The 21,148-nt window shown below is 44.4% G+C and carries 17 protein-coding genes and 2 pseudogenes; 1 reads left to right on the top strand and 18 read right to left on the bottom strand.

Going from position 1 to position 21,148, the window contains the following annotated elements; genetic code table 11:
• Nucleotides 1-288: 288 nt before the first annotated feature.
• The 16 genes and pseudogenes from LLY41_RS11790 to LLY41_RS11715 all read right to left on the bottom strand — a co-directional run bounded on the left by LLY41_RS11790 (nt 289) and on the right by LLY41_RS11715 (nt 17,767).
• A complete protein-coding gene (locus LLY41_RS11790) occupies nt 289-1,275 on the bottom strand; it encodes a Gfo/Idh/MocA family protein (RefSeq protein ID WP_304588034.1) in 987 nt (328 codons plus the stop codon).
• 77 nt (nt 1,276-1,352) lie between these two features.
• A pseudogene (locus LLY41_RS11785) lies at nt 1,353-2,182 on the bottom strand (ABC transporter ATP-binding protein).
• A 101-nt stretch (nt 2,183-2,283) separates the two neighbouring features.
• The gene (locus LLY41_RS11780) at nt 2,284-2,823 is read right to left on the bottom strand and encodes a gamma carbonic anhydrase family protein (protein ID WP_304585444.1); all 540 of its coding nucleotides are present in this window, start codon (nt 2,821-2,823) and stop codon (nt 2,284-2,286) included.
• An 18-nt stretch (nt 2,824-2,841) separates the two neighbouring features.
• Nucleotides 2,842-4,289 (bottom strand): annotated as a pseudogene (locus LLY41_RS11775) (tripartite tricarboxylate transporter permease).
• A gap of 92 nt (nt 4,290-4,381) precedes the next feature.
• Complete coding sequence (locus tag LLY41_RS11770; RefSeq protein WP_095242986.1) at nt 4,382-4,885, bottom strand: tripartite tricarboxylate transporter TctB family protein; 504 nt, start codon at nt 4,883-4,885, stop codon at nt 4,382-4,384.
• Between the two features lie 55 nt (nt 4,886-4,940).
• On the bottom strand, nt 4,941-5,762 hold the full coding sequence (locus LLY41_RS11765) for an enoyl-CoA hydratase-related protein (protein ID WP_095242987.1): 822 nt from the start codon (nt 5,760-5,762) through the stop codon (nt 4,941-4,943).
• Nucleotides 5,763-5,780: 18 nt separating this feature from the next.
• Entirely contained in the window at nt 5,781-7,001 is a 1,221-nt protein-coding gene (locus LLY41_RS11760) for a CaiB/BaiF CoA transferase family protein (RefSeq protein ID WP_095242988.1), read from the bottom strand.
• Between the two features lie 158 nt (nt 7,002-7,159).
• Nucleotides 7,160-7,813 (bottom strand): GntR family transcriptional regulator, encoded by a 654-nt coding sequence (locus LLY41_RS11755; RefSeq protein WP_095242989.1) that lies wholly within the window; start codon nt 7,811-7,813, stop codon nt 7,160-7,162.
• A gap of 268 nt (nt 7,814-8,081) precedes the next feature.
• Nucleotides 8,082-9,074, bottom strand: coding sequence for a tripartite tricarboxylate transporter substrate binding protein (locus LLY41_RS11750; RefSeq protein WP_095243004.1), 993 nt, complete (start codon nt 9,072-9,074; stop codon nt 8,082-8,084).
• Nucleotides 9,075-9,428: 354 nt separating this feature from the next.
• A complete protein-coding gene (locus LLY41_RS11745; protein ID WP_095242990.1) occupies nt 9,429-10,763 on the bottom strand; it encodes a (Fe-S)-binding protein in 1,335 nt (444 codons plus the stop codon).
• A gap of 18 nt (nt 10,764-10,781) precedes the next feature.
• Nucleotides 10,782-12,218: an FAD-binding oxidoreductase gene (locus LLY41_RS11740; protein ID WP_095242991.1), complete on the bottom strand. Its 1,437-nt coding sequence runs from the start codon at nt 12,216-12,218 to the stop codon at nt 10,782-10,784.
• A 12-nt stretch (nt 12,219-12,230) separates the two neighbouring features.
• Nucleotides 12,231-14,129, bottom strand: a complete 1,899-nt coding sequence (locus LLY41_RS11735) for a sigma 54-interacting transcriptional regulator (protein ID WP_304585443.1) — start codon at nt 14,127-14,129, stop codon at nt 12,231-12,233.
• A 112-nt stretch (nt 14,130-14,241) separates the two neighbouring features.
• Nucleotides 14,242-14,937: a hypothetical protein gene (locus LLY41_RS11730; protein ID WP_095242993.1), complete on the bottom strand. Its 696-nt coding sequence runs from the start codon at nt 14,935-14,937 to the stop codon at nt 14,242-14,244.
• A 29-nt stretch (nt 14,938-14,966) separates the two neighbouring features.
• Nucleotides 14,967-16,133, bottom strand: coding sequence for a pyridoxal-phosphate-dependent aminotransferase family protein (locus LLY41_RS11725; RefSeq protein ID WP_095242994.1), 1,167 nt, complete (start codon nt 16,131-16,133; stop codon nt 14,967-14,969).
• A gap of 263 nt (nt 16,134-16,396) precedes the next feature.
• On the bottom strand, nt 16,397-16,588 hold the full coding sequence (locus LLY41_RS11720) for an IDEAL domain-containing protein (RefSeq protein ID WP_048011255.1): 192 nt from the start codon (nt 16,586-16,588) through the stop codon (nt 16,397-16,399).
• A 138-nt stretch (nt 16,589-16,726) separates the two neighbouring features.
• Nucleotides 16,727-17,767, bottom strand: a complete 1,041-nt coding sequence (locus LLY41_RS11715; protein ID WP_304585442.1) for a DmpA family aminopeptidase — start codon at nt 17,765-17,767, stop codon at nt 16,727-16,729.
• Nucleotides 17,768-17,865: 98 nt separating this feature from the next.
• On the opposite strand from LLY41_RS11715, the gene LLY41_RS11710 reads away from it, so the two are divergent.
• Nucleotides 17,866-19,050, top strand: coding sequence for an MFS transporter (locus LLY41_RS11710; protein ID WP_304585441.1), 1,185 nt, complete (start codon nt 17,866-17,868; stop codon nt 19,048-19,050).
• A 518-nt stretch (nt 19,051-19,568) separates the two neighbouring features.
• Here LLY41_RS11710 and LLY41_RS11705 read toward each other — a convergent pair.
• Nucleotides 19,569-20,354, bottom strand: a complete 786-nt coding sequence (locus LLY41_RS11705; protein ID WP_304585440.1) for an SDR family oxidoreductase — start codon at nt 20,352-20,354, stop codon at nt 19,569-19,571.
• A gap of 12 nt (nt 20,355-20,366) precedes the next feature.
• Nucleotides 20,367-21,140 (bottom strand): class I SAM-dependent methyltransferase, encoded by a 774-nt coding sequence (locus LLY41_RS11700; protein ID WP_304585439.1) that lies wholly within the window; start codon nt 21,138-21,140, stop codon nt 20,367-20,369.
• Nucleotides 21,141-21,148: the final 8 nt, after the last annotated feature.

Below are 21,148 nucleotides of genomic sequence, written 5' to 3'. Positions count from 1 at the left end.
CTGTCTGTTTCAGTGAGGCTCGCCTCCTTTTTTTGTTGAGGAAAGGATACGTTTTTTAGTTTGAATTTGTGATGTTGAGATTAATCCTACCATACCCATAGGAATTGTCAACAAGTTATTTAAAGAAAATTATAAAAATCTGATAAATGGGCTTTTCTTCACTGAAAACCGTGTATTGTAACAGCTTGTTTTACCACTTTCCGAATAAGTGGTGTCTTTCAAATACCTATTTTATAAGTGTAAAAAGCACTAAAAAGGACCGAACAGTAATTGTCCGATCCTTCACCCTTATTTTTGGTCAGCTGGATAAATCACACCCATTTGCCTGCGGGCTTCATCCAAAATTTCCATCGTTGTCATGGAGTTTGCAAATGAGTTCACTTCAGATTCGGTTTTGCCCGCCTGAATCAGTTTTATGAATTCTACCGCTTCGTAATACATCGAATCGCTTAATTGATCCTGTGTGAGATCTTCTTTTTCTCCACTGCGGTAATGCAAATCCACTTTTTCAGGTCCACTTATTTTATCGATCACAATATTGCCTTCTTCTCCCTGGATTTCTGACGGGAGGCTTGAATTGGTGACTTTGCTGAACATGATCACCGCATCCATGCCGGGATATTTAAGGACCATGCTTCCTTCCCCATCGACCCCGGAGTCCAGTTTATAGCCTGCAGCTTTAATTTCCTCCGGTTTGCCGAATAAAGTCACAAGCGGATAAATGCAGTAAATTCCGATGTCCATTAATGAACCGTTCGAAAATTCGGGATTAAATGCATTCAGCACTGTTCCCTGCCTGTAGGCATCATAGCGGGAAGAGTATTGACAAAAGGTTGCAAAATACCTGCGAACCTGTCCGATTTTATGAAGGTTTTCTTTTACGGCCAAAAAGTTAGGCATTAAGGTAGACTTTAATGCTTCCATAAGAAGAACGTTGTTTTCCCTTGCTGCTGCGATCATCGTCTGCAATTCCTTAGCATTCGAGGCAATCGGCTTTTCGCATAAAACATGAACCTTGTGTTTCATAAAAAGAATAGCCTGCTCTGCGTGCAGGGAATTCGGGCTTGCAATATAAACAGCATCGATTTCGCCGCTTGCTGCCATCGTCTGTAAACCAGTAAACGTCCTCTCCACACCATATTTTCCTGCAAATTCTTTTGCTTTTTCCTCCGTGCGGGAATAAACAGCTGCCAGCTGAAAATCTTCAGCCTGCAGTGCCGCTTTTAAAAATCTTTCTGTAATCCAGTTTGTGCCTACTATACCGAAACGAACCAATTTCATTCCTCCATTTTGTATGTATAAGATATCTTAATATAATGAAGGACAATTGGCCAAAAATCAATCATTTGCCATTATGATTGGCTCTGCACCAGCCTGGACGAAGATTTTACACGTACCCAGGGACGGCCGTTTTCCCATTCTACCGAGATTGGTACACGAAATGTCTCTTCAAGCAGCAGATCGGTCAGTGTATGACACTTACTCCCTTGTGCGATGACCTTCCCCTCCTTCAGAAGCATGGTGTGGGTGATGGACGGAACAATTTCCTCGATATGATGGGTCACGTAAAGAATCGTGGGGCCACCAGGCTGTGCAGCCATTTTTTCAATAGATCCCAGCAATTCTTCCTTCGAATAGATATCCAGCCCATTGCATGGTTCATCGAGAATCAGCAGCTTAGGTGATGCCATCAGGGCTCTTGCAATCATCGCTTTTCGTTTCTCCCCTGTGAGAGGGATGTGAGAGTCTGATCCTGTACATGGCTAATATTGAACTGATGCATTAAGTCCTTTGCTTTATCCAGGTCCTGCTGCGTTATTTCCTGATAGAGACCGATTGATGCAAATTTTCCGCTCAGAACAATTTCAAGGGCGGATTCGGATGGCCGAAATTGAAACTTATCGTCAAGCGAGGTACTTACCCAGCCAATGGATTTTCGAAGCTCCGGGATATTGGTCTTCCCATAAAGGTTTCCTAGAACGGACACCTGCCCGCCATTTGGCCAGAGGTAGCCGGTAATCAATTGCAGGATCGTAGTTTTTCCTGATCCATTTAATCCTAAAAGGGCCCAATGCTCTCCTTCACTGACCTTCCATGAAACATTGTCCAGTATCTGCTTCCCATTTCTTTTCCAGCTGACCTTATCCAGTGAAATAATATTTCTTGATTCCCCGTGATTCATTTTTGTACCTTCCTTCTATCCTTGAATATAAATAGAGCTAGAGACAATATAGACTTCCCCGGAAACTGCCGGAAATCCTTTGTCTTTAGCTCATTCTTTTTCTAATAATCTAGTTTTTGCTGTTCGGAGAGGATTCCGGCACGGCGGAATTTCACAGCATTCTTACGATAAAATTCTGCTCCTGCAAGGATACGGTCCTGAAGTTCCTCCTTTACCGGCTTTAACGTTCTTGCCGGAACACCGGCTGCAAGCATATTACTCTCAATTATTTTATTTTCACCGACGACTGCTCCAGCCGCAATCACGGCACCTGCCTTTATATGAGCACCATTCAGGATGATTGCACCCATGCCGATCAGGGCACCGTCTTCAATAGTGCAGCCGTGGATCACACAATTATGGCCAATAGTGACATTTTGTCCAATGGTAACCGGGTAGCCTTCATCCACATGAATCATCGTTCCCTCCTGTACATTGGTGCCTTTTCCGATTTTAATGAAATCATTGTCACCGCGAAGGACAGAATTGAACCAGATTGATACATCCGCCTCCAGTTTTACATTGCCAATGATATAAGTATTTGGTGCCAAATAGACAGATTCATGCACGGCTGGCTTCTGTCCTTCGAAATCAAAGATCATTTCCGGAACATCTCCTTCTTAAGAAGCTACAGTTTGATCTGTACCGCTTGTATTGTTTTTACGCTTCTTGATCCACTTATTAATGAATGGATACAATATACTGATAATGGACAAGACAATGAAAGTTAAGGCAATCGGCCTTGTGAAGAAGATGGAAATATCATTGTTGGACATCTGCATAGCCCTTCTGAACTGATCTTCTGCAATAGGACCGAGCACAACGCCAAGCACGATAGGCGCCAGCGGAAATTTAGCGTTTTCCAGATAGTAGCCAATAATTCCGAATACCAGCATCATAGCTACGTCAAAAATCGAATTCCTTACTGCGAATGTGCCAACAATACAAAAGAGAACGATGAGTGGTCCAATGATTGTGTAGGGCACTTGCAAAATTTTAGAGAAAACCGAAATAAACGGTTTGGCAATAAGCAATATCATCAAATTGGCAACCAGAAGTCCCATCAGTATGGTATAAATGAGCGATCCCTGTGTGGTAAACATCAAAGGCCCCGGCTGGATTCCATGCAGGATAAAAGCACCGAGCAAAATCGCAGTTGTGGCGCTTCCCGGAATTCCCAGGGATAGCAATGGAACCATCGCACCCATTGCTGCTGCATTATTAGCAGATTCAGGTGCAGCTACTCCTTCTGGAATTCCAGTTCCAAATTCTTTTGATCTTTTTGACCACCTGGCTGCTTCACTGTAGCTGAGCATTGCAGCAGTCGTTGCTCCAATTCCTGGAAGGATGCCAATAAAAACTCCCAGTAGCGATGAACGGCCAATAACGCCGGAAATTCGCTTCATGACATTCCAGTCAGGCAGTTCAGATCTTACCTTTTGCTTGGTATTTACTTTGTGGACCTGCTGGACACGGCGCAGCACCTCTGAAATCGCGAATAAACCTATCAGAACAGGAATAAAGTCGATGCCTGACATCAGCTGTCCAGAGCCAAATGTAAACCTGGGAACACCAGTCATTGTATCGATGCCAATTGTGGCAATAAATAAACCAAAAGAAACACCGATGAAACCCTTAACAAGATTCCCTGCACTCAGAGAAGCTACAACAGTAAGTCCCATAAGCGCTAACGCAAAATATTCCGGCGACGAAAATCTGAGAGCAAAAGAAGCAAGAAGAGGAGTTAAAAAGATTAAGACCAGCGTTCCAAAAACACCCCCTGTAGCGGAACTGAAGATGGAAATGCCGAGGGCTTTTCCCCTTCTCCCTTCTTTGCCATGGGATAACCGTCGAAAACAGTTGCCACCGCTTCCGGAGTGCCTGGGGTTCTAAACAGAATAGCGCTTATGGACCCTGAAAAAACGGACGTGGCATAAATGGAGGTCAGCAGCAGGAATGCCGCGGCAGGATCCATCGCATAACTGACGGGAAGAAGAATGATGACCAGCATGGTCCCACTGATGCCCGGGATTCCTCCTCCAATGAAACCTAGCAGGACGCCGACCATAAGAATAAAAAAATGAAAAGGCTGAAAAAGGTTGCCAAAACCGCCTATAAGTCCTTCAATCATTCCGTTCACCTCTTTTTTAGAGTTTGCTATTAATAGAACAGCAAGCTAAGTGTATAGAATATTCCCGTTCCACGAGGAAATGGCAGGTTCAATAATATGGGAAACAGTACGATAGAGCCGGCAGTTGCCAGAATACCGGTCAGAAGAGCCCGAATGTAGCTTTTCATCCCAAACAAAAGCGCCATGGCAAAAATCCCAAGAATGGTCGCAATAATGAAACCTACATAGCCGAGAATAAAGGTATAGATGGCAAGAACTGCAAACAGGATGAAAAACTTTTTGGGGAACACAAGCTGTTCATCATCATCTCCTGTTTCCTCAGCGCCCTTTTCCTGCATATTCTGGTTATTTTTCCCATTAAGCGTCCGAACCAGCAAGACTGCCGATAAAACCAGCATCAGGATCATTAAAGCTGCCGGCCATGTTCCTGCTGAAATGATATTTCCTGTCCTATTCTCTACCTGCAGAGACATGACCAGAAAGAAAGACGAAAAAACGACCATGATTATGGAAAGATTTCGTTCGAGCTGCATCTCTCATCCCCCTGATATTTTATAGTGGAGGCTATGAGCCTCCTTGAGATTTTCTTTAAGAGTACTTAAAAATAGGTTTGCGCTTCTCCAAAAATGAGTGAACTCCTTCTCTATAATCCTCTGAAATAAATGAGTCAATCACCATCTGGGCCGTCTCAGGGGAATCTTCCACTGCCCCGGCAAGCACTTCGTGAATGATTTTTTTGGAACCGCGGACCGACAGCTGGGCATTTCGGCAAATTAATTCTGCATATTTGAGAGTTTCCTCATTTATGGACTCTGTTGGATAGATCCGGTCAATGAGACCGATTCTGTATGCCTCGTCTGCATCCATCAGCCTTCCGGTATACAGAATATCCTTGGCTTTTGCCGGCCCGACCAGATCTGCCAGATTTTTGGTCCCTGGTGTATTGTATACTAATCCAAGCCTGGCCGGAGTTATGCCGAACCTCCCCTTGTCATCAGAGAACCTTAAGTCACAGGCAACGGCAATCTCGCAACCGCCTCCAACACAAAAACCCTTTATCATAGCAATCGTTGGCTTTGATGCATCCATAATTGCTTTTTCCGCTATCATGGTCGCCTTGTTATATTTTTCAGCACCTTCTGCTGTATACCTAAGTGATTTGAATTCGCTGATATCTGCTCCTGCCGAGAAGGCAGCTGTACCAGTGCCTTTAAAAATAATCACTTTTACATTAGGGTTTTGTTCGCAGTCATCAACAAGCTGTGGAATCCTTAACCAAATGTCATAACTTAGTGCGTTCCTTTTTTCCGGCCGGTTGAAGCAGATATAGGCTATATCCCCTTCAACCTTAAGATAAACCGGCTCACTGCACGTTTTTTCCCCGCTGTATGCTTCGAGATTTTTAGACATATCACGCCGACCTTTCTGCTATTTTTTATTCAGGATTGGATCATTTTCCAAAGTTCTGACAGCTCCGGCTTTTGTTAAACTCCGGATGGACTTTTCGTCATACCCGAGGCCCGTTAAAACATCAATCGTGTCCTGTCCGAACAGTGGTGAAGGTGTTCTCACCTCACCAGGAGTTTCAGAAAATTTTGTGGGAATGCCAATCATTTTCATTTTTCCGATGACAGGATGTTCAACTTCCTGAATCATGCCTCTCGCTTCATAGTGCGGATCCTGAACAGCCTCTGCAAAGTTATTGATTGGTCCCGCAGGCACTCCCGCTTTTTCGCAGCGGTCTATCCAATAATTCGTATCCTGCTGCATAAGTACTTCTTCAATATCTTCTTCCAGGTCAATCACATGCTGGTTTCTCAATAAATTCGTTTTATAACGGGGATCGTTTATCCAATCAGGCCTTTCGGCAACATCTGTGCAAAACCTTTCCCAAGTTCTCTGATTGGCACATCCGAGCATCATATAACCTGATTTGGTTTTTACAGCCTGATAAGGAGCAGACACCCGGTGCCGCCAGCCGGTTGCCTCCGGTATCGTTCCTTCTGCAAAATAGGCTCCTGCCTCCCACGTAAACCATGGAAGACCGATTTCTGCGAGGGCAATATCCACATGCTGGCCTTCCCCCGTCTTCATTTTATGGATATAAGCTGCCAGAATCGAATAGGCTGCCGTTATGCCTGCACCGATGTCATAAACGGCAATGCCGGATTTCATCGGACGCATTCCTTTTTCCCCGGTCATGCTCATAAGGCCTGTCATCCCCTGGGCTACCAGGTCGAATCCGCCTTTATGGGAATATGGGCCGGTCTGCCCATAGCCTGATATCGAACAATAAACCAAGCCGGGATTAATCTCTTTCAGGCTTTCATAATCAATGCCAAGTGATTTGGTCACACCCGGACGATAATTCTCCACCACCACATCTGCTTCCTTAGCCAGCTTGTAAAAGACTTCTTTTCCTTCTTGAGTTTTAAGATTTAAAGCAATGCTTTTTTTATTTCGGTTAATTTGGAAAAAGCAAGTGGATTCCCCATTCACATAAGGCCCCATTTGACGGGAATCGTCTCCGCCGTTCACTTTCTCCACTTTCATGACTTCCGCACCGAGATCAGCAAGGACCATGGTACAGTACGGGCCCGCCATGATTTGCGATGCATCAAGGACTTTCATTCCTTGTAATGGTCCCATCCAGAACACCCCATTTGAATATTTGTGTCGGAAGTGAGCCCGAAGTGACCGGCAGCTGTTCATTTCTATGGATTTCTAAATTGTGCATGTTATAATAAAATCGATTTTTCTATGATGGGAGAGCATTTCTATTTTGGCGAGTGGAGATGCCCCCTTTTTTATTCGCGGATCATATTAGTCCCGCGGTCCAGATCATTGCGCAGATGGTTTTCTGCAGATTGATAGACAGCTATGTTGTCCCGGGCTTTAAGAGCATGAAGAATTTCACGATGTTCCTTCAGAATTTCCCTATTATGCTCGTTGTTTTTTAATATATTGGCCCGGTAAAGCAAAAGAAATGAACGAACTTGCTGCAGCAAGTGTACTGCCCGCTTGTTTGGGCTTGCTTCCAAGAGCCGATCATGAAACTTTGCATTCAATTCAAGTAAATGAAGATGGTTTCCTGCTCTAAAGGCATCTTCTGCTCTTTCAAGGATTTTTTCGATGACATCAAGTTTCTCATCTGTAATCGTTTTCAAAATAAGCCCCATTATTTGAGGCTCAAGCATGATGCGAGTTTCGTATAGATCCTTAAAATCGGCATCGTCCAATCTTACAATAGTCAGCCCCAGCTGATCCTGAATCAGCAGTCCTTCTATTTGCAGCTGGCGGAGAGCCTCCCGCAGCGGAGTCCGGCTAATATTGTATTTTTTCGCCAGGTGAGAAACATTGAGCTTTTCACCCGGCATCAATTCACCTGATAATATGGAACTTTTTATAATTTCATAGATTTGCTGATAAAGCGGCTGCGTAAATTTCAGTGCCTGCACCATTTTCGCCTATCCTCCTTCTTCATTTTTCAGAAGAGTTGAATGTCCTCCTGTTGTACACTGTGTGCTGTATACTGGATACAGCTTATAGGGCGATCATATCTGCCATTAAGAATGGCAGTCAATAACCTGTACAAAGGTTCTCATGTTTAGATAAAACCAGTTTTCCTTCGACAAAATCTTCAGCAGCCTATCAAGCAAATCTATGAAAATTCATCAATTAACCTGCAGAAAGATCAAAAGGCAGATACCCTGCCTTTTGGCCTGGAGGTTATTTCATTTCGTTTAATAGAGAACCATAGGTGTCGATAAGCTTCTCAAATTCTGCATTATATTCTTCTGAGTTCAGCCAGCCATCCCTTAGATGCAGATAATTGGCTTTTTCATACTCTTTATAGTCTGGACGATCCTTCGCTTCTTCAAGGGCTTTTTCAAGAGCTGAAATGATTTCAGGCGGTGTATCTGCGTGGACCATAAAGCCTCTGCCCTGGCCGTCTGTTACATCTATCCCCATTTCAGTTGAAAGTGGGACGTCCTCAAAGCCTTCCATTTTCTCTTCGGTAAAGGCAATCAGCATTTTAATATCTCCGCTTTCCAGCTGGGCAATCGATGGGCCAGGCTCCTCTGCGATGACATCGATATGTCCCCCGAGAAGTGCTGCTGTCATCTCTCCTGAACCTTCAAAAGAGATATAATTAAACTTTGTTCCAGTGGCTTTTTCAAACTGTTTGACTACCAGTTCATCAAAGCCTGCTGAACCCGTACCGCCAATGGTGATTTCGCCTGGTTTTTCCTTAGCTTGTGAGATTAAATCATCTATATCCTTGAATTTTCCATCGCTTTTTACTTGAAGGGTCATGGTATCATTTTGGACCCTCCCAATAGAAATTAATTTGCTCAAATCATTTTTTTCCACACCTGCTGCAATATTTACAGGATGATTGGATGTTGCAGACCAGATGGTATAGCCGTCAGCTGGCTGTCTGGCCACGTGGTCAGAGGAATTGATTCCTGCCGCACCAGGCATATTCACAACATTTATGTTTACACCAAGAATGTCTTTCAGTTCTTTTGCAATGGCCCTTGCAAAATTGTCACTGCCTCCGCCCGCACCAAAGCCGACAATAATTTCAATCTGACGCTCGGGATAATTGCTTCCGCTTTTTCCTTCCGAGCTTGCTTCTTGAGGTGAAGAATTACATGCCTGGAGAAAGAATACCAATGCAATGGCAAGAGATAAAAACGAAATCCTTTTAAATTTCATATTCATTTTCCCCCATATAAAGAAAATTTTTAAATTTCTGTAAATTAGATGCATAATTATTCCCTTGAACACAAATTAGATTACTTTCTCTGGTAAGGACTTATTCCTCAGTCAGTTTATTCACCTCCATGTTTATGTATTGCTTCATTAAACTTCAGTGCAATTTTTGTGCCAAAAACAAAAATCTTAATTAATATTTTTTGCGGGGAACCAAAATCGTAAGTGGTTTCAAACCTAATGGGACATTCGGACTTTTACTGAATTTATTTCTGAGTTCATTCCAATACGACTTAATCGTCATGCTTGTTCTCTTTTGAAACGAATTGCCCGCTACTCCGTTTCGATTTGAAACCTTTATTGTTTTCCGGCAGATTCTGCCCTTTCAATTGACTCCAGCAGATAGTCGGCAACATGCTTTGTTTCTATCTGATCTTCCATTCCTTCACGATAAACCCCCAGTTTCATTTGGAGGAAGCATCCCGGATTGGCTGTAATCAGAACAGCAGATTCCGTTTCTTTTACTCTGGACATTTTCTTATCCAATATTTCATTCGCAAGCTTTGGCTGCAGCAAATTATAAATTCCTGCAGACCCGCAGCAATATTTCTTTTCAGGAAGATCCACATATTCTGAGTTTGGAATTTGCTTCACCAATTTAGCTGGTGCATCCTTCACTTTCATCACATACTGCAGGTGGCATGAAGGCTGATAGGTAACCCGTTCACCCCGGCCGGCAGTTGCAGGCATTTCGCCTTTTTCATAAATGATTTCACTGATATCCTTGATTTTGGCAGAGAATGCTTTTGCCCGTTCCAGCCAATGGTGATCATCCCTGAACAAGTCCGCATACTCCGCGAGTGCCGCACCGCACCCTCCTGCATTGGTAATGATATAATCCACATTTGCTTCTTCAAAAGCCTGTATATTCGCTTTGGCTAATTCAATGGCCTTGTCTTTTTTTCCGCTATGGTGGTGCAGTGCCCCACAGCATACCTGCGCTTTAGGTGTAACTACATCAAAGCCGGTTTTAGAGAGAAGTTTAATAGAATTATCATTTGTTTCTCTGAACATAACATCCATAATACAGCCATGGAAAAAGGCTGCCCTGCCCCTTGGTTCCTTTTCTTCATAAGCACTCGGTGTAAACTCGGGATGGTGTTTCCGCCTAGAAGGCGGCAAGATGGCAGGCGTAATTCTTTCCATTTGCCTCATCTGCTCAGGGAAGAATTTCAGGATGCCCAGTCCTCTGGTTACAGACTGAAGTCCGCTTTTTTGATAAAACCATAGAAGATTGCCAACAGTATTAAGCCTTTTTTGATTGGCAAGAACATGATCAAAAAAGTAGTCTTTAAAAGTACGTTCGGGATAGGCAGGTTTTTTTATATCCGTTTGAACCGGAGCTTCAGCCGCGGCTGCAATTCTCTCCTTGGCGAGCATAACGATATCAGGAACCTGCACATCAATTGGGCAGGCATCCACACAGGCTGAGCACAGAAGGCACCGGTCGAGCTGATCTTTGATTTCCTGATTTATAGGAATATTGCCCTCAATCAGACTTCTGGCCATTAATACTCTGCCTCTTGGGCCATCTGCTTCCCTGCCTGTTATGTTCAGAGTTGGGCATACATTGCGGCATGCACCGCAGCGCACACAGGTTTTCATGGACTCTTCCGCCGTCAGCAATTTCAATCCTCATTCACCTCCATCTTAATTAGGCAGTGCCATTTTGCCCGGATTTAAAATATTATTCGGATCAAGAGTCTTCTTAATAGCCCGCATGACTTCCATGGCTGCTCCATGCTCAACATCCATGTATTTGGCACGGACAATTCCCACTCCATGTTCAGCCGTAGTGGTTCCTTCCATCCTGATTGCGAGCTCATGAATATCATCGATCATTTTCTGTACATTCTCCATTTCCAGCTGGTTGTTCATATTCACCACTGGACCTGTATGCATATTCCCATCGCCGACATGCCCGTAAATCCCGCAGATGATGCCATATCTGTCTGCGATATTATGAATCTCCCGCAGTGTTTCAGGTAGTTTAGAAATTGGCACGCAGATGTCTTCGCCGCCATATACCCGGAAACCGCCCGGCTTCAAAAGTCCAACAGCTGCACCAACGAGCTTCCTGGCCTGCCAGAGCTTTTCACACTCTTCCGGCTCATCACTGAATTTTATATACCTCGTAAATTTTTCAACCACAGCTTTGAGCCGGTTCACTTGCGAAGTAACTTCCTCCCTGGCTCCATCCACTTCAAAAACTAGTATTGCTTCATTGTTCAGCGGAAGATTCAGCTCCGGCTTCATCATATTTACAGCCTTTGTACAATTGAAATCCATGATTTCGATGGCAGATGGCTGCAGGCCTGAAGAAAACACAGCGTTAACAGCCTCGCCTGCTTCTTCCAATCTCTCAAAAGAGCAAAGGACGATTCCTCTTGTGACGGGGAGCGGCAAAAGTTTGAGGCGCAGACGCGTCACAATTCCAAGCGTGCCTTCCGAACCGATCATTAAGTGGGCGAGGTCATAGCCGGATACCGATTTAAGCGCCTTCGATTTAGCGCCGCCGGTCACAATGATGTCACCAGTGGGCAGCACCACTTCCATTCCCAGGACATAATGGCGGGTGACACCATATTTGACTGCCCTAAGTCCGCTTGAATTGTTTGAAACCATGCCTCCCACTGTGCACATATTGGCGCTTCCAGGGTCTGGAGGAAACCTTAGTCCATAAGGCTTTAATGCCTCATTTAAATCATTTTGGATGACACCCGGCTCAATTACTGCCTGCATATTCCGGTGATCGATGTCCAGTATCCTGTTCATTTTCGATAAATCCAGCATAATGCCGCCTTTAACCGGAACGGCTCCGCCTGTTTGCCCTGTGGCTGCTCCCCTCGGGTAGACAGGAATTTTAAATTCGTTGGCCAGCTTAACGCATTCACTGACTTCCTCAGTTGAAAGCGCAATAACGGCCGCCTGAGGATTTTTTGGACGGAGCTGTGTTTCAAAGGATGCATCATAGGAGTAAGTCATCATGTCAGTGCTATTGGTTAAAAGCCTGTCTTCGCCGAAAATACTTCTTAATCTGGATAGGACATTTTCATTCAGCGGAGGCGGTGCCATGGTTTCATTCATTTTTTCTCCTCCTCACAAACTATTAATTTTTCGCCAGAGGGTCGTCCTGCCGATCCCCAGAATCTTTGCCGCTTCTGTTTTATTCCCGTTTACCTGCTTCAGCACGTTCAGAATATACTCTTTCTCAAAGTTTTGAAGTTTCGTTTCTGAATCAAATTCCTCATCCTTGCTGTGTTGTTTAAGCTCACGCAGTCTAGTAAAGTCTTTCCCGCCTGCTGATAATACTGTTTCTGCATCTATCATACTTTCAGGCGAAAGAATCATCGCCCGTTCAACAATGTTCCTTAGCTGGCGTATATTCCCCGGCCAATCATAGCTTTGGAGAATTCTCATAGCGTCAGCAGTGAAACCCGTACTATTTCTCCGGATGCCCGGTTCCAATTCTTTCAAGAAGAAATCGCATAATAAAGGAATATCAGGTATCCTCTCACGCAATGAAGGAATTGGGATATCAAGGATATTAAGGCGATAATATAAATCAGCCCTAAAGCTCCCTTCTTCTACCATTCTTTCAAAGTTCCGGTTCGAAGCAGCGACCACCCGAATATTAATGGGGATGACCCTTTCATCACCCAGCCGCATCACTTCCCCTTCCTGCAGAACCCTGAGCAGCTGGGCCTGAAGGGATTCAGCCAGTTCGCCGATTTCATCGAGGAAAATGGTTCCCTGATGAGCCAATTCGAATAATCCTGTTTTTCCGCCTTTTTTCGCTCCTGTAAAGGCTCCTTCGACATAGCCGAATAACTCGCTTTCGAGGAGGTTTTCTGGAATAGCCGCACAGTTCACTGCAACAAATGGCCCTTCTGACCGCTTGCTGAAGCTATGGATCAGATGGGCGAACACTTCTTTTCCCACGCCTGTTTCACCCGTCAGGAGAATAGTAGAATCCACTTGTGAATATTTCTTCACTTTTAGAATCGCTTTTTGATACATCTCACTTTCCCCAACAATATTATGAAGACTATATTTCGTGACATGGCCGCGGTGAAGAAGCTTCTTTCGGATTTCCTGCTCCTGCTGCTGAAGTCTATGAACCGCCTGAAACGTACAGACAGCCCCAAACACCTTTTGTTCGTGCCTTATGGGTATTCGATTGGCAACCACTTTCACACCATTGGCATCCTGGATGCGGTTCAGCTCTTCCTTCCCGGTCGAAAGAATCTTATTCATTTGTGAATTTACGAGAATATCATCAATCTGCTTACCGATAACCGAATCATATGGAAGGTTCAAGATGCTGTATACGGAAGGATTGCATACTGTAATAATCCCTTTTTCATCTACAGCAATTACACCATCCGCAATAAAATCAAGAATTGCCTGAAGTTCCTTGGTGCGTTTTAGTTCGGTGCGCCTCACATCTATCAGGCTTCTTGCTTCATGAATCGCCTGGATGACCGATTCCACTCCAGACGTTAATATCACCGTTTTAATCGAATCTTTTTTGACTTTGTTTGTAAAAATACTTTTGCCGATCAGTACATCTATTTCTTTTTTACTGAGAGCCTCAACCGCTGCCTCGGCTTCTTCAGGTGCAACAACGATATGCTTTTCAATCGAAATGTCCAGGACAGATTCAATCGTTTCGATTCCCTGCAGAACATCCACGGTGTCAGCAATTCCAATCTTATGTCCCAATTTTTGTCCTTCTTTAATCGTACGAAGCAGATCATATCCGGTTATAGGGATCTGGACAACAGGTATGCTAAGGTCTGACTCAATAAGCTTTAATCCCATTGTTCCTCTGCTGATAATGACTTCTGTGCCTGCTTTTTCGAATTCTTTGGCAGCTGCAATAGCATTTCGGAAGCTCACTTTTCTTACAGCGACATCTTCTCCTGTCTTTTTCGCAGCTTCCATTGAGACTTGTATCAGTGCATCAAGTGGGGTCAGAATGGCAATCTCGGACATCACTTCACCTCATTCTCCTTTTCTCTTGGACAAGTTTTATAATTATATTAAATTAATCTTACCAGATGCCAAGGAAAATTTCGGTAAATTTTCTTAATAGTCAGTCTATTATTTAGGCAAAAGTGTCTGACTTTATTTTTATCACGCTTTCAACCTGTCCAAAGGGGCCCCCTGGTGAACAAATCCCTATTGCCGTGCCGGAAAGCTGAAAAAAATAGGACAGCTCCTTAAGATCGTCTGCTTTCAGCTGTTCCAGAACCTTTCCACCCAAAATCACTGCACTTCCTATTAAACTGTCATCAAAAATATTCACCAGATATTTGCAAAGCTTTTTACCGTTTACTTTTCCGCTTAATGCTCCGCTTATCTCAATATAAACTGATTCAGGTATGAACATAGTTAATGACCCGGTTGCCAGGCAAGCCGCCATTGAATCCGGCGAGATGACGACGGGAATGGCCCCTCTTACACCCAAACATTTCATGTCCTCTTCTATCCCTGCAAAGACCATTCCATTCAGCGGCTTATTTTCTGCCCGAAAATGCTGGGGCAAATCACAATCAATTACTCTTATTCCTTTTTCTTTACAGAATTGACGGATTTCCTCATCTTCTGCCTTCCCATGAGAAAAGAGAATTCTGGCTGCATTTTTTACATTTTTGAAGCCTAGCCTGTTAAATGCTTTTATGACATTACGTGAACTTTGACCGCTGACGAATACACAATCTGGTGTCAAATGGATCTGATCCCCAGGAGTAACTGAAGGCAGGTCTGACAGGTCGGCGAGTCGTTTTTCAAGGATGTTCACCGGGATCACATCTCCTTAGGATCAGGAATTTAACAATATGGATTTTCAAGCCAATGCCGCTGAGCTGCGGAAACTCCTGCACCCAACTCCACTTCGTGTCCGCTTTTCTTTAAAGCAAGCTCCATCGCAGCAAACATTTTCAGCATATCAGCAGCATCTGTATAACCCATATGGCCCAGGCGCAGAATCTGATTCTTCACCTTACCAAGACCGCCTCCCAATGCGATATGAAATTCTTCCCTCATCATTCGTCTGAAATCATCGGCATTTTTTAATTTTACAGCTGTCAGGGTTGGGCTGGCTGCCGAATCATCCACCAGCAATTCAAGTCCTAATGCCCGTACCCCCGCTCTGGTCATATCCCGAAGAGCAGCATGCCTTTTGTATTCAGCTTCTATTCCTCCGCTTTTTTCTATCATATTGCAGGCTTCAAGAAGCCCGCATACAAGTGATATATTCGGCGTATATGGTGTGCCGGCCCCTGATTCCAATCCTTTTTTATAGAGCTTGAGGTCAAAGTAAAAGGATGGGCACTGGTGCTTATTCACAGTGTTCCAGGCTTTTTCACTCAACGTGATTAATGCAAGGCCAGGCGGCAGCATTAACGCTTTCTGTCCTCCAGTTGCTACAATATCGATCCCCCACTCGTCCATATATAGAGGTGTGCCGACAATCGAACTGACTGCATCTACGAGGAAAATGGCATCCGTTTCTTTTACAGCGGCCGCTATCTCTTTAATATTGTTTATGGCAGAAGTGGATGTTTCACAGTGTGTTGCAAAAACCGCCTTTGCTTCAGGGTTTTCCTTTAATGCTTTTCTCACATCATCCGGATCGACAATATTCCCCCATTCCGCATCAACACGGACGGTTTTGCAGCCAATATGGTCGGTAATCCCCTGAAGATATTCGCCAAAATAGCCGACTACGCAAAGGATGATCGTATCATTAGGGCCAACCGTGTTAATAATGGCTGTTTCAAGAGCGGAAGCTCCGCTCGAGGTAAGCGGGATTACCAGGTTTTCAGTCTGGAATATCATTTTCGACTTTTCAGTGGTTTCCTGCAGGACATCCTGGAAGGACGGATTCCGGTAATCCATCATGGGATGATCGAAACTTCTCAGCATGGCACGCTGTATTTCTTTCGGAACCTGTACGGGCCCAGGCAATCTTAAATCCAGTTTCTCTTCAAACATAGCTTCCTCCCCTTTGCGCTTCTTCTTTCATTTTTGCTTATTGAAATTTGTTGCAAGTATTGTGCCAATATGGAATTCCCTTTGTACCAGGGCTTGATGTGTTTGGGGATTGTTTCAGTGTTTCGTTTTGGAACGAAATGGAACACTTTGGTGAAACAGGCTGGGGCGGGAACTCGGAAGGATATTATGGGCTTTAAAACAACAAAAGACAGCCCCGTTCTTTCGAACAGGCTGCCTTTTTAACATTAGATTATTTGCTTTGCTTAAGAGATTTTCTTTAATTCATCCGTAAGGCGCATGAATTCTTTTTGGTTTCGGCTAGTGAGAGCTTCATCAATTTTTTCGCGAAGCTTTTCAATTCGGTATTCCTTAAGAGCTTGATTTAGGACTTGTTCTGCTAACAATGACACGTTTTCCTCAGACTGTTGCGGCGAGTTAAGTAGACGTTTTTCCATTTGCAATCAACCCCTTGACCTTTTTTCTATTGTAACAGAAGTTTTCAGATTATTCAAATCATTATTTGCTGGAAATTTTGTTAGCAGCTGCTAAGCTTGTTAAATACAATGTACCCGATTAAGAGATAATTTAAACAACTAATAGGAAAACATCCCCTCCACCACTCTTCCGTTCCGTCCTTGAGTGGTCTTTGCCTGTGACAGCGAATTAAGAATCGCTTCCTCCGCAGCCTCTGCCGCACCTTGAAAAAGCTGATTCATAATGGGGTGATCATCTCTGATAAAATGGGCAGTTTCGATCATATTGCTGCTTCCATGAAGAGTTTTGTTAGCAGTGGAAAAAGCGATAACGATGTCGCCGCTGCCGTTGCTGAAATGGCTTCCTGCCCGTCCGAGGCCTATGCCGCATCTCTTCGCGAGCCTTTTCAGCTGTCTGTCACTGACAGGTGCGTCTGTCGCCAGGATGATCATGATTGAGCCATCAGGCGTGTCCTTTGTTTTCGGCGGAATTTCTGACAGTCCGTATTTAATGAACGGAAATTCGCTGCTATTGCCGAAGTTCGTGACCACCAGACATCCGATTTTGTATTCATTTGTGCTTTGTTCCACGGTGATTACCCGTGAAGAAGCACCCACGCCCCCTTTATACCCAAAACACACCATGCCTGTACCAGCTCCGACCGCACCTTCTTCCACTTTTCCCGGCTTGGCATTTTGAATGGCTGCTATTGCATGTTCAGGTTTTACAGGGAGTGTTCGGATGGAATTCAAAAATCCGTCATTGCATTCCCCTGTGACGATATTTACGGTTCCGGTTGTGTCTCCAATTTCCGGTGTGGTTTTTAGCAGGTATTCCAGCGTTCCCTGTGTGACTGCAGGCACCCCGAATGTATTGGTCAGCATAATCGGAGATTCAATCACACCCAGTTCTTCCACCTGCACCAGCCCCGTCGTTTTACCAAAGCCATTGATGACATAGGAGGCTGCCGGAACTTTTTCACGAAAAAGATTTCCTCCATGCGGCAAAACGGCAGTTACGCCCGTACAGACATATTGGTCATCATCCAGAGGATAATCCAGAGTGATGTGGCCTGCCATGACTCCATCTATATCTGTAATGCAATTCTTTTTTCCAGGTCTCAGTGTTCCAATTGTTACTCCTCTTTCTCTAATCTTCATCTGGCCGCTCCTTAAAATAGAATTTCCATTTGTTTTCCTTTATAATAGAAAAATATTTAGATTACCTAATCATTTTACAGCATTGTGGGAGGAATTATATGGCTGATACTTTATCAGGAGAAGCAAAAAAACAGATTGCAGGTTCCGAAAAGATATGGTCAAGGGATTTTGTTCTCATCTTGATGTCCAACTTTTTTATTTTTCTCGGATTTCAAATGACATTGCCCACTATCCCTCTTTTTGTGGAAAAATTGGGCGGGAATGACCAGCTGATCGGGATAGTGGTCGGTATCTTTACCTTTTCGGCTCTGCTATTGCGTCCTTATGCAGGGCATACGCTGGAGACGAAAGGCAGGCGCTTTGTGTATTTAACTGGCCTGGCAATTTTCGTGCTCTCAGTTGGGTCATTTGGTTTTATTAATAGTTTAATCTTCTTATTTGTTTTAAGGATTATCCAGGGATTTGGCTGGGGTTTCTCCACTACAGCCTCAGGAACCATTGCCACTGATTTAATTCCTGCTAAGCGGCGGGGTGAAGGAATGGGCTACTTCGGGCTTTCCGGGAACATTGCCCTTGCATTCGGCCCCACCCTCGGACTGGCGCTCGCCGGAGTCATCTCTTTTAAACTCTTATTCTTAATTTGTGCCCTGCTGGGTTTAGCCGCACTGGTGTTGTCATCGAGGATCAACTACAAGCAGGCTGAAAAACAAAGTGTGCCTCACAAGCGCTGGGACATCTATGAAAAGAGTGCTTTAAGGCCTTCATTTCTATTATTTTTCATCACCGTCACCTTTGGGGGAATCGCATCATTTCTTCCTATCTATTCAGCCCAAAAAGGGATAGGCGGGATCCACTGGTACTTCCTGCTGTTTGCTATAGCCTTAATGCTTTCCCGGACTTTTGCCGGCAGATTATATGATCAAAGAGGTCACCAGGCTGTATTTTTACCAGGGGCGGTGCTGATTTTGGCAGCCATGTTCCTGCTTGCATGGCTTCCGAGCAGCATGATTATGTATATAGCTGCGATTCTTTATGGTCTCGGATTTGGATCAGTCCAGCCCGCCCTTCAAGCCTGGTCTGTAAAAGAAGCGCCTGCCAATCGGCGCGGAATGGCCAATGCTACGTTCTTTTCCTTTTTCGATCTGGGGGTTGGAATTGGCGCCATCGTGTTTGGGCAGATCGCTTATTTGTTTGGGTATAGCACGATTTATATAACAGCAGCCGGATCGGTTGTGATTTCAATTCTATTGTATATCTGGATCCTGATGACAAATAGAGGGTAATGTGAAAGACGATTTTCCCAAGGTGATGGGGAAAATCGTCTTTTATTTTGGCTGTGATTTTTAGGTGGTGAGCTGGGTTCGGGCTTTGATCTTGTGATTTTCGCACTTTGTGTCCGAAGTTGGCCCGGGTTCTGACTCTAGAGCGCCTTTTTCTGCGTTTTGTGTCAGAAGTTGGTCCGGGTTCTGACTCTGGAGCGCCTTTTTCTGCTTTCTGTGTCAGAAGTTGAACCGGGTTCTGACTTTGGAGCGCCTCTTTCTGCTTTTTGTGTCAGAAGTTGAACCGGGTTCTGACTCTAGCGCACCTTTTTCTCCTTTTTGTGTCAGAAGTTGGCTCGGGTTCTGACTCTAGCGGACCATTTTCTCCTTTTTTTGTCAGAAGTTGAACCAGGTTCTGACTCCAGCGCGCCTTTTTTTCCTTCTTGTGTCCGAAGTTGGCCCGGGTTCTGACACTAGAGCGCCTTTTGCTGCTTTCTGTGTCCAAAGCCGAACCGGGTTGAAGTTTCCGCCAGATCCCCCTCCTATAAAGCTTTCACCATCCCGCCATCGACTAAAATAGAGCTTCCGGTCACGTAGCTGCTGGCATCAGATGCAAGGAAGGTGACCACATTCGCAAATTCCTCCGGGGTTCCGTATCTGCCCAGCGGAATTTTGCTTTTGGCTCTTTCCGCCACTTCTTCTTTAGTAATATTCTGCCGGTCCGCGTTATGCTGATCGAGATAATCAACGCGGTCGGTCGCAATTCTTCCCGGAGCTACTGTATTAATTAAGATATTATGAGCTCCCAATTCCTCTGATAGTGTTTTGGTCAGTCCGACAATTCCAAGGCGGAATGTATTGGATAAGAGCAGGCCCGGTATCGGCTGCTTAATGCTTGATGATGCTATATTAATGATCCTGCCGCCATTTTTCTTTAATTCAGGGAGTGCCTCGCGTATCAGTCTGACATGGCTTAATAGATTAAGCTGAAACGCTTTTTCCCAGTCTTCATCTGTCAGGTTTTCGAACGTTCCCCCGGGAGGCCCTCCGGCATTATTGATTAAAATATCAATTCCCCCAAGTGTTTCAGCTGTATGCTGAATCAGGTTTTTTATATCCTCAGGGTTCGTAACATCTGCACGGTAATACTCAACATCTGCATTAAATTGTTCACGGAATTCATCTTGAACGCTCTTTAGTTTTGCTTCGTCCCTGCTTGTTATCATTACCCTGGTGCCTTCTTTTGCAAGCTGTGCCGCAATGGCTTTTCCGAGGCCCTGACTTGAAGCCACCACAAGCGCTTTTTTATTTTTCAGGTTTAAATCCATGATCGTTTCCTCCTATTGTTTTATGCAAAGTACCATCCATTCATCCACTTTAAAGGATTGTACCTTGCCTTCTTGAAGTTCAATTTGGAAATAATCCGCAGCAGCCTGATCAGCCTGCAGAATATACTGTTCGACTGCCTTAATCTGTTCATCGCTTTCAGCAGTCCTCTTTACCCAGGACGGGAATTCAAAGGTTTTCTTCCTGCTTTTTGTCTTCGTTTCATTTAGTCCCGAAGCAGCAAACAGCTTTCTCCATTCTGCCGTTGACAAACACCGGTAATGGCTGTCATCCCGCAATTTCTCAACAGTGTTCATATAATCTGCGAGCTCTTTTTCATCGGGTGATACATTATCAACTAACAAAAAGCATCCCCCCGGCTTTAAAACCCTGCCAGCTTCGGCGATAAACTTTTCCGGATGGGGAAAATGATGGGGCGCAATCCGGCACGTGACAGCATCAAAGATCTCATCCAAAAATGGCAGAGCTTCCGCATCTGCAACGATATACCAGATATTTTCATAGCTTTCCAGATGGCGTGCCGTATTGGCAAGCATTTCTTTTGTCAAATCAGCTGCGAAGACCTGGGAAACAAATGGTGAGAGACTTTTGGCCACATGCCCGCCGCCTGTTGCGATATCGAGCACCACCCAATCCTTCTGCGGATTCAAAGTTTGAACGAGCTGAGATAATTCAGCCGCATCTCCATGTATTTTGCTTGTCACATATTTTTCAGCATTTTTTCCGAAGGTATTTTGAACCTTTTTCTTGATCTCTTCTTTTTCCATATGTAATC

The sequence above is a fragment of the Cytobacillus firmus genome, assembly GCF_023612095.1.
GTDB lineage: Bacteria > Bacillota > Bacilli > Bacillales > Cytobacillaceae > Cytobacillus.
The sequence above is the reverse complement of the archived record's forward strand: the minus strand, read 5'-3'. Positions and strand labels throughout refer to the sequence as shown.

Coding starts and splice junctions, on each gene's coding strand:
- LLY41_RS11725 (WP_095242994.1), bottom strand. CDS start 16,133: ATGTTTGAAGAGAAACTGGATTTAAGATTGCCTGGGCCCGTACAGGTT.
- LLY41_RS11735 (WP_304585443.1), bottom strand. CDS start 14,129: ATGTCCGAGATTGCCATTCTGACCCCACTTGATGCACTGATACAAGTC.
- LLY41_RS11705 (WP_304585440.1), bottom strand. CDS start 20,354: ATGGATTTAAACCTGAAAAATAAAAAAGCGCTTGTGGTGGCTTCAAGT.
- LLY41_RS11765 (WP_095242987.1), bottom strand. CDS start 5,762: ATGTCTAAAAATCTCGAAGCATACAGCGGGGAAAAAACGTGCAGTGAG.
- LLY41_RS11720 (WP_048011255.1), bottom strand. CDS start 16,588: ATGGAAAAACGTCTACTTAACTCGCCGCAACAGTCTGAGGAAAACGTG.
- LLY41_RS11770 (WP_095242986.1), bottom strand. CDS start 4,885: ATGCAGCTCGAACGAAATCTTTCCATAATCATGGTCGTTTTTTCGTCT.
- LLY41_RS11740 (WP_095242991.1), bottom strand. CDS start 12,218: ATGAATGAAACCATGGCACCGCCTCCGCTGAATGAAAATGTCCTATCC.
- LLY41_RS11710 (WP_304585441.1), top strand. CDS start 17,866: ATGGCTGATACTTTATCAGGAGAAGCAAAAAAACAGATTGCAGGTTCC.
- LLY41_RS11780 (WP_304585444.1), bottom strand. CDS start 2,823: ATGATCTTTGATTTCGAAGGACAGAAGCCAGCCGTGCATGAATCTGTC.
- LLY41_RS11755 (WP_095242989.1), bottom strand. CDS start 7,813: ATGGTGCAGGCACTGAAATTTACGCAGCCGCTTTATCAGCAAATCTAT.
- LLY41_RS11715 (WP_304585442.1), bottom strand. CDS start 17,767: ATGAAGATTAGAGAAAGAGGAGTAACAATTGGAACACTGAGACCTGGA.
- LLY41_RS11760 (WP_095242988.1), bottom strand. CDS start 7,001: ATGGGACCATTACAAGGAATGAAAGTCCTTGATGCATCGCAAATCATG.
- LLY41_RS11700 (WP_304585439.1), bottom strand. CDS start 21,140: ATGGAAAAAGAAGAGATCAAGAAAAAGGTTCAAAATACCTTCGGAAAA.
- LLY41_RS11750 (WP_095243004.1), bottom strand. CDS start 9,074: ATGAAATTTAAAAGGATTTCGTTTTTATCTCTTGCCATTGCATTGGTA.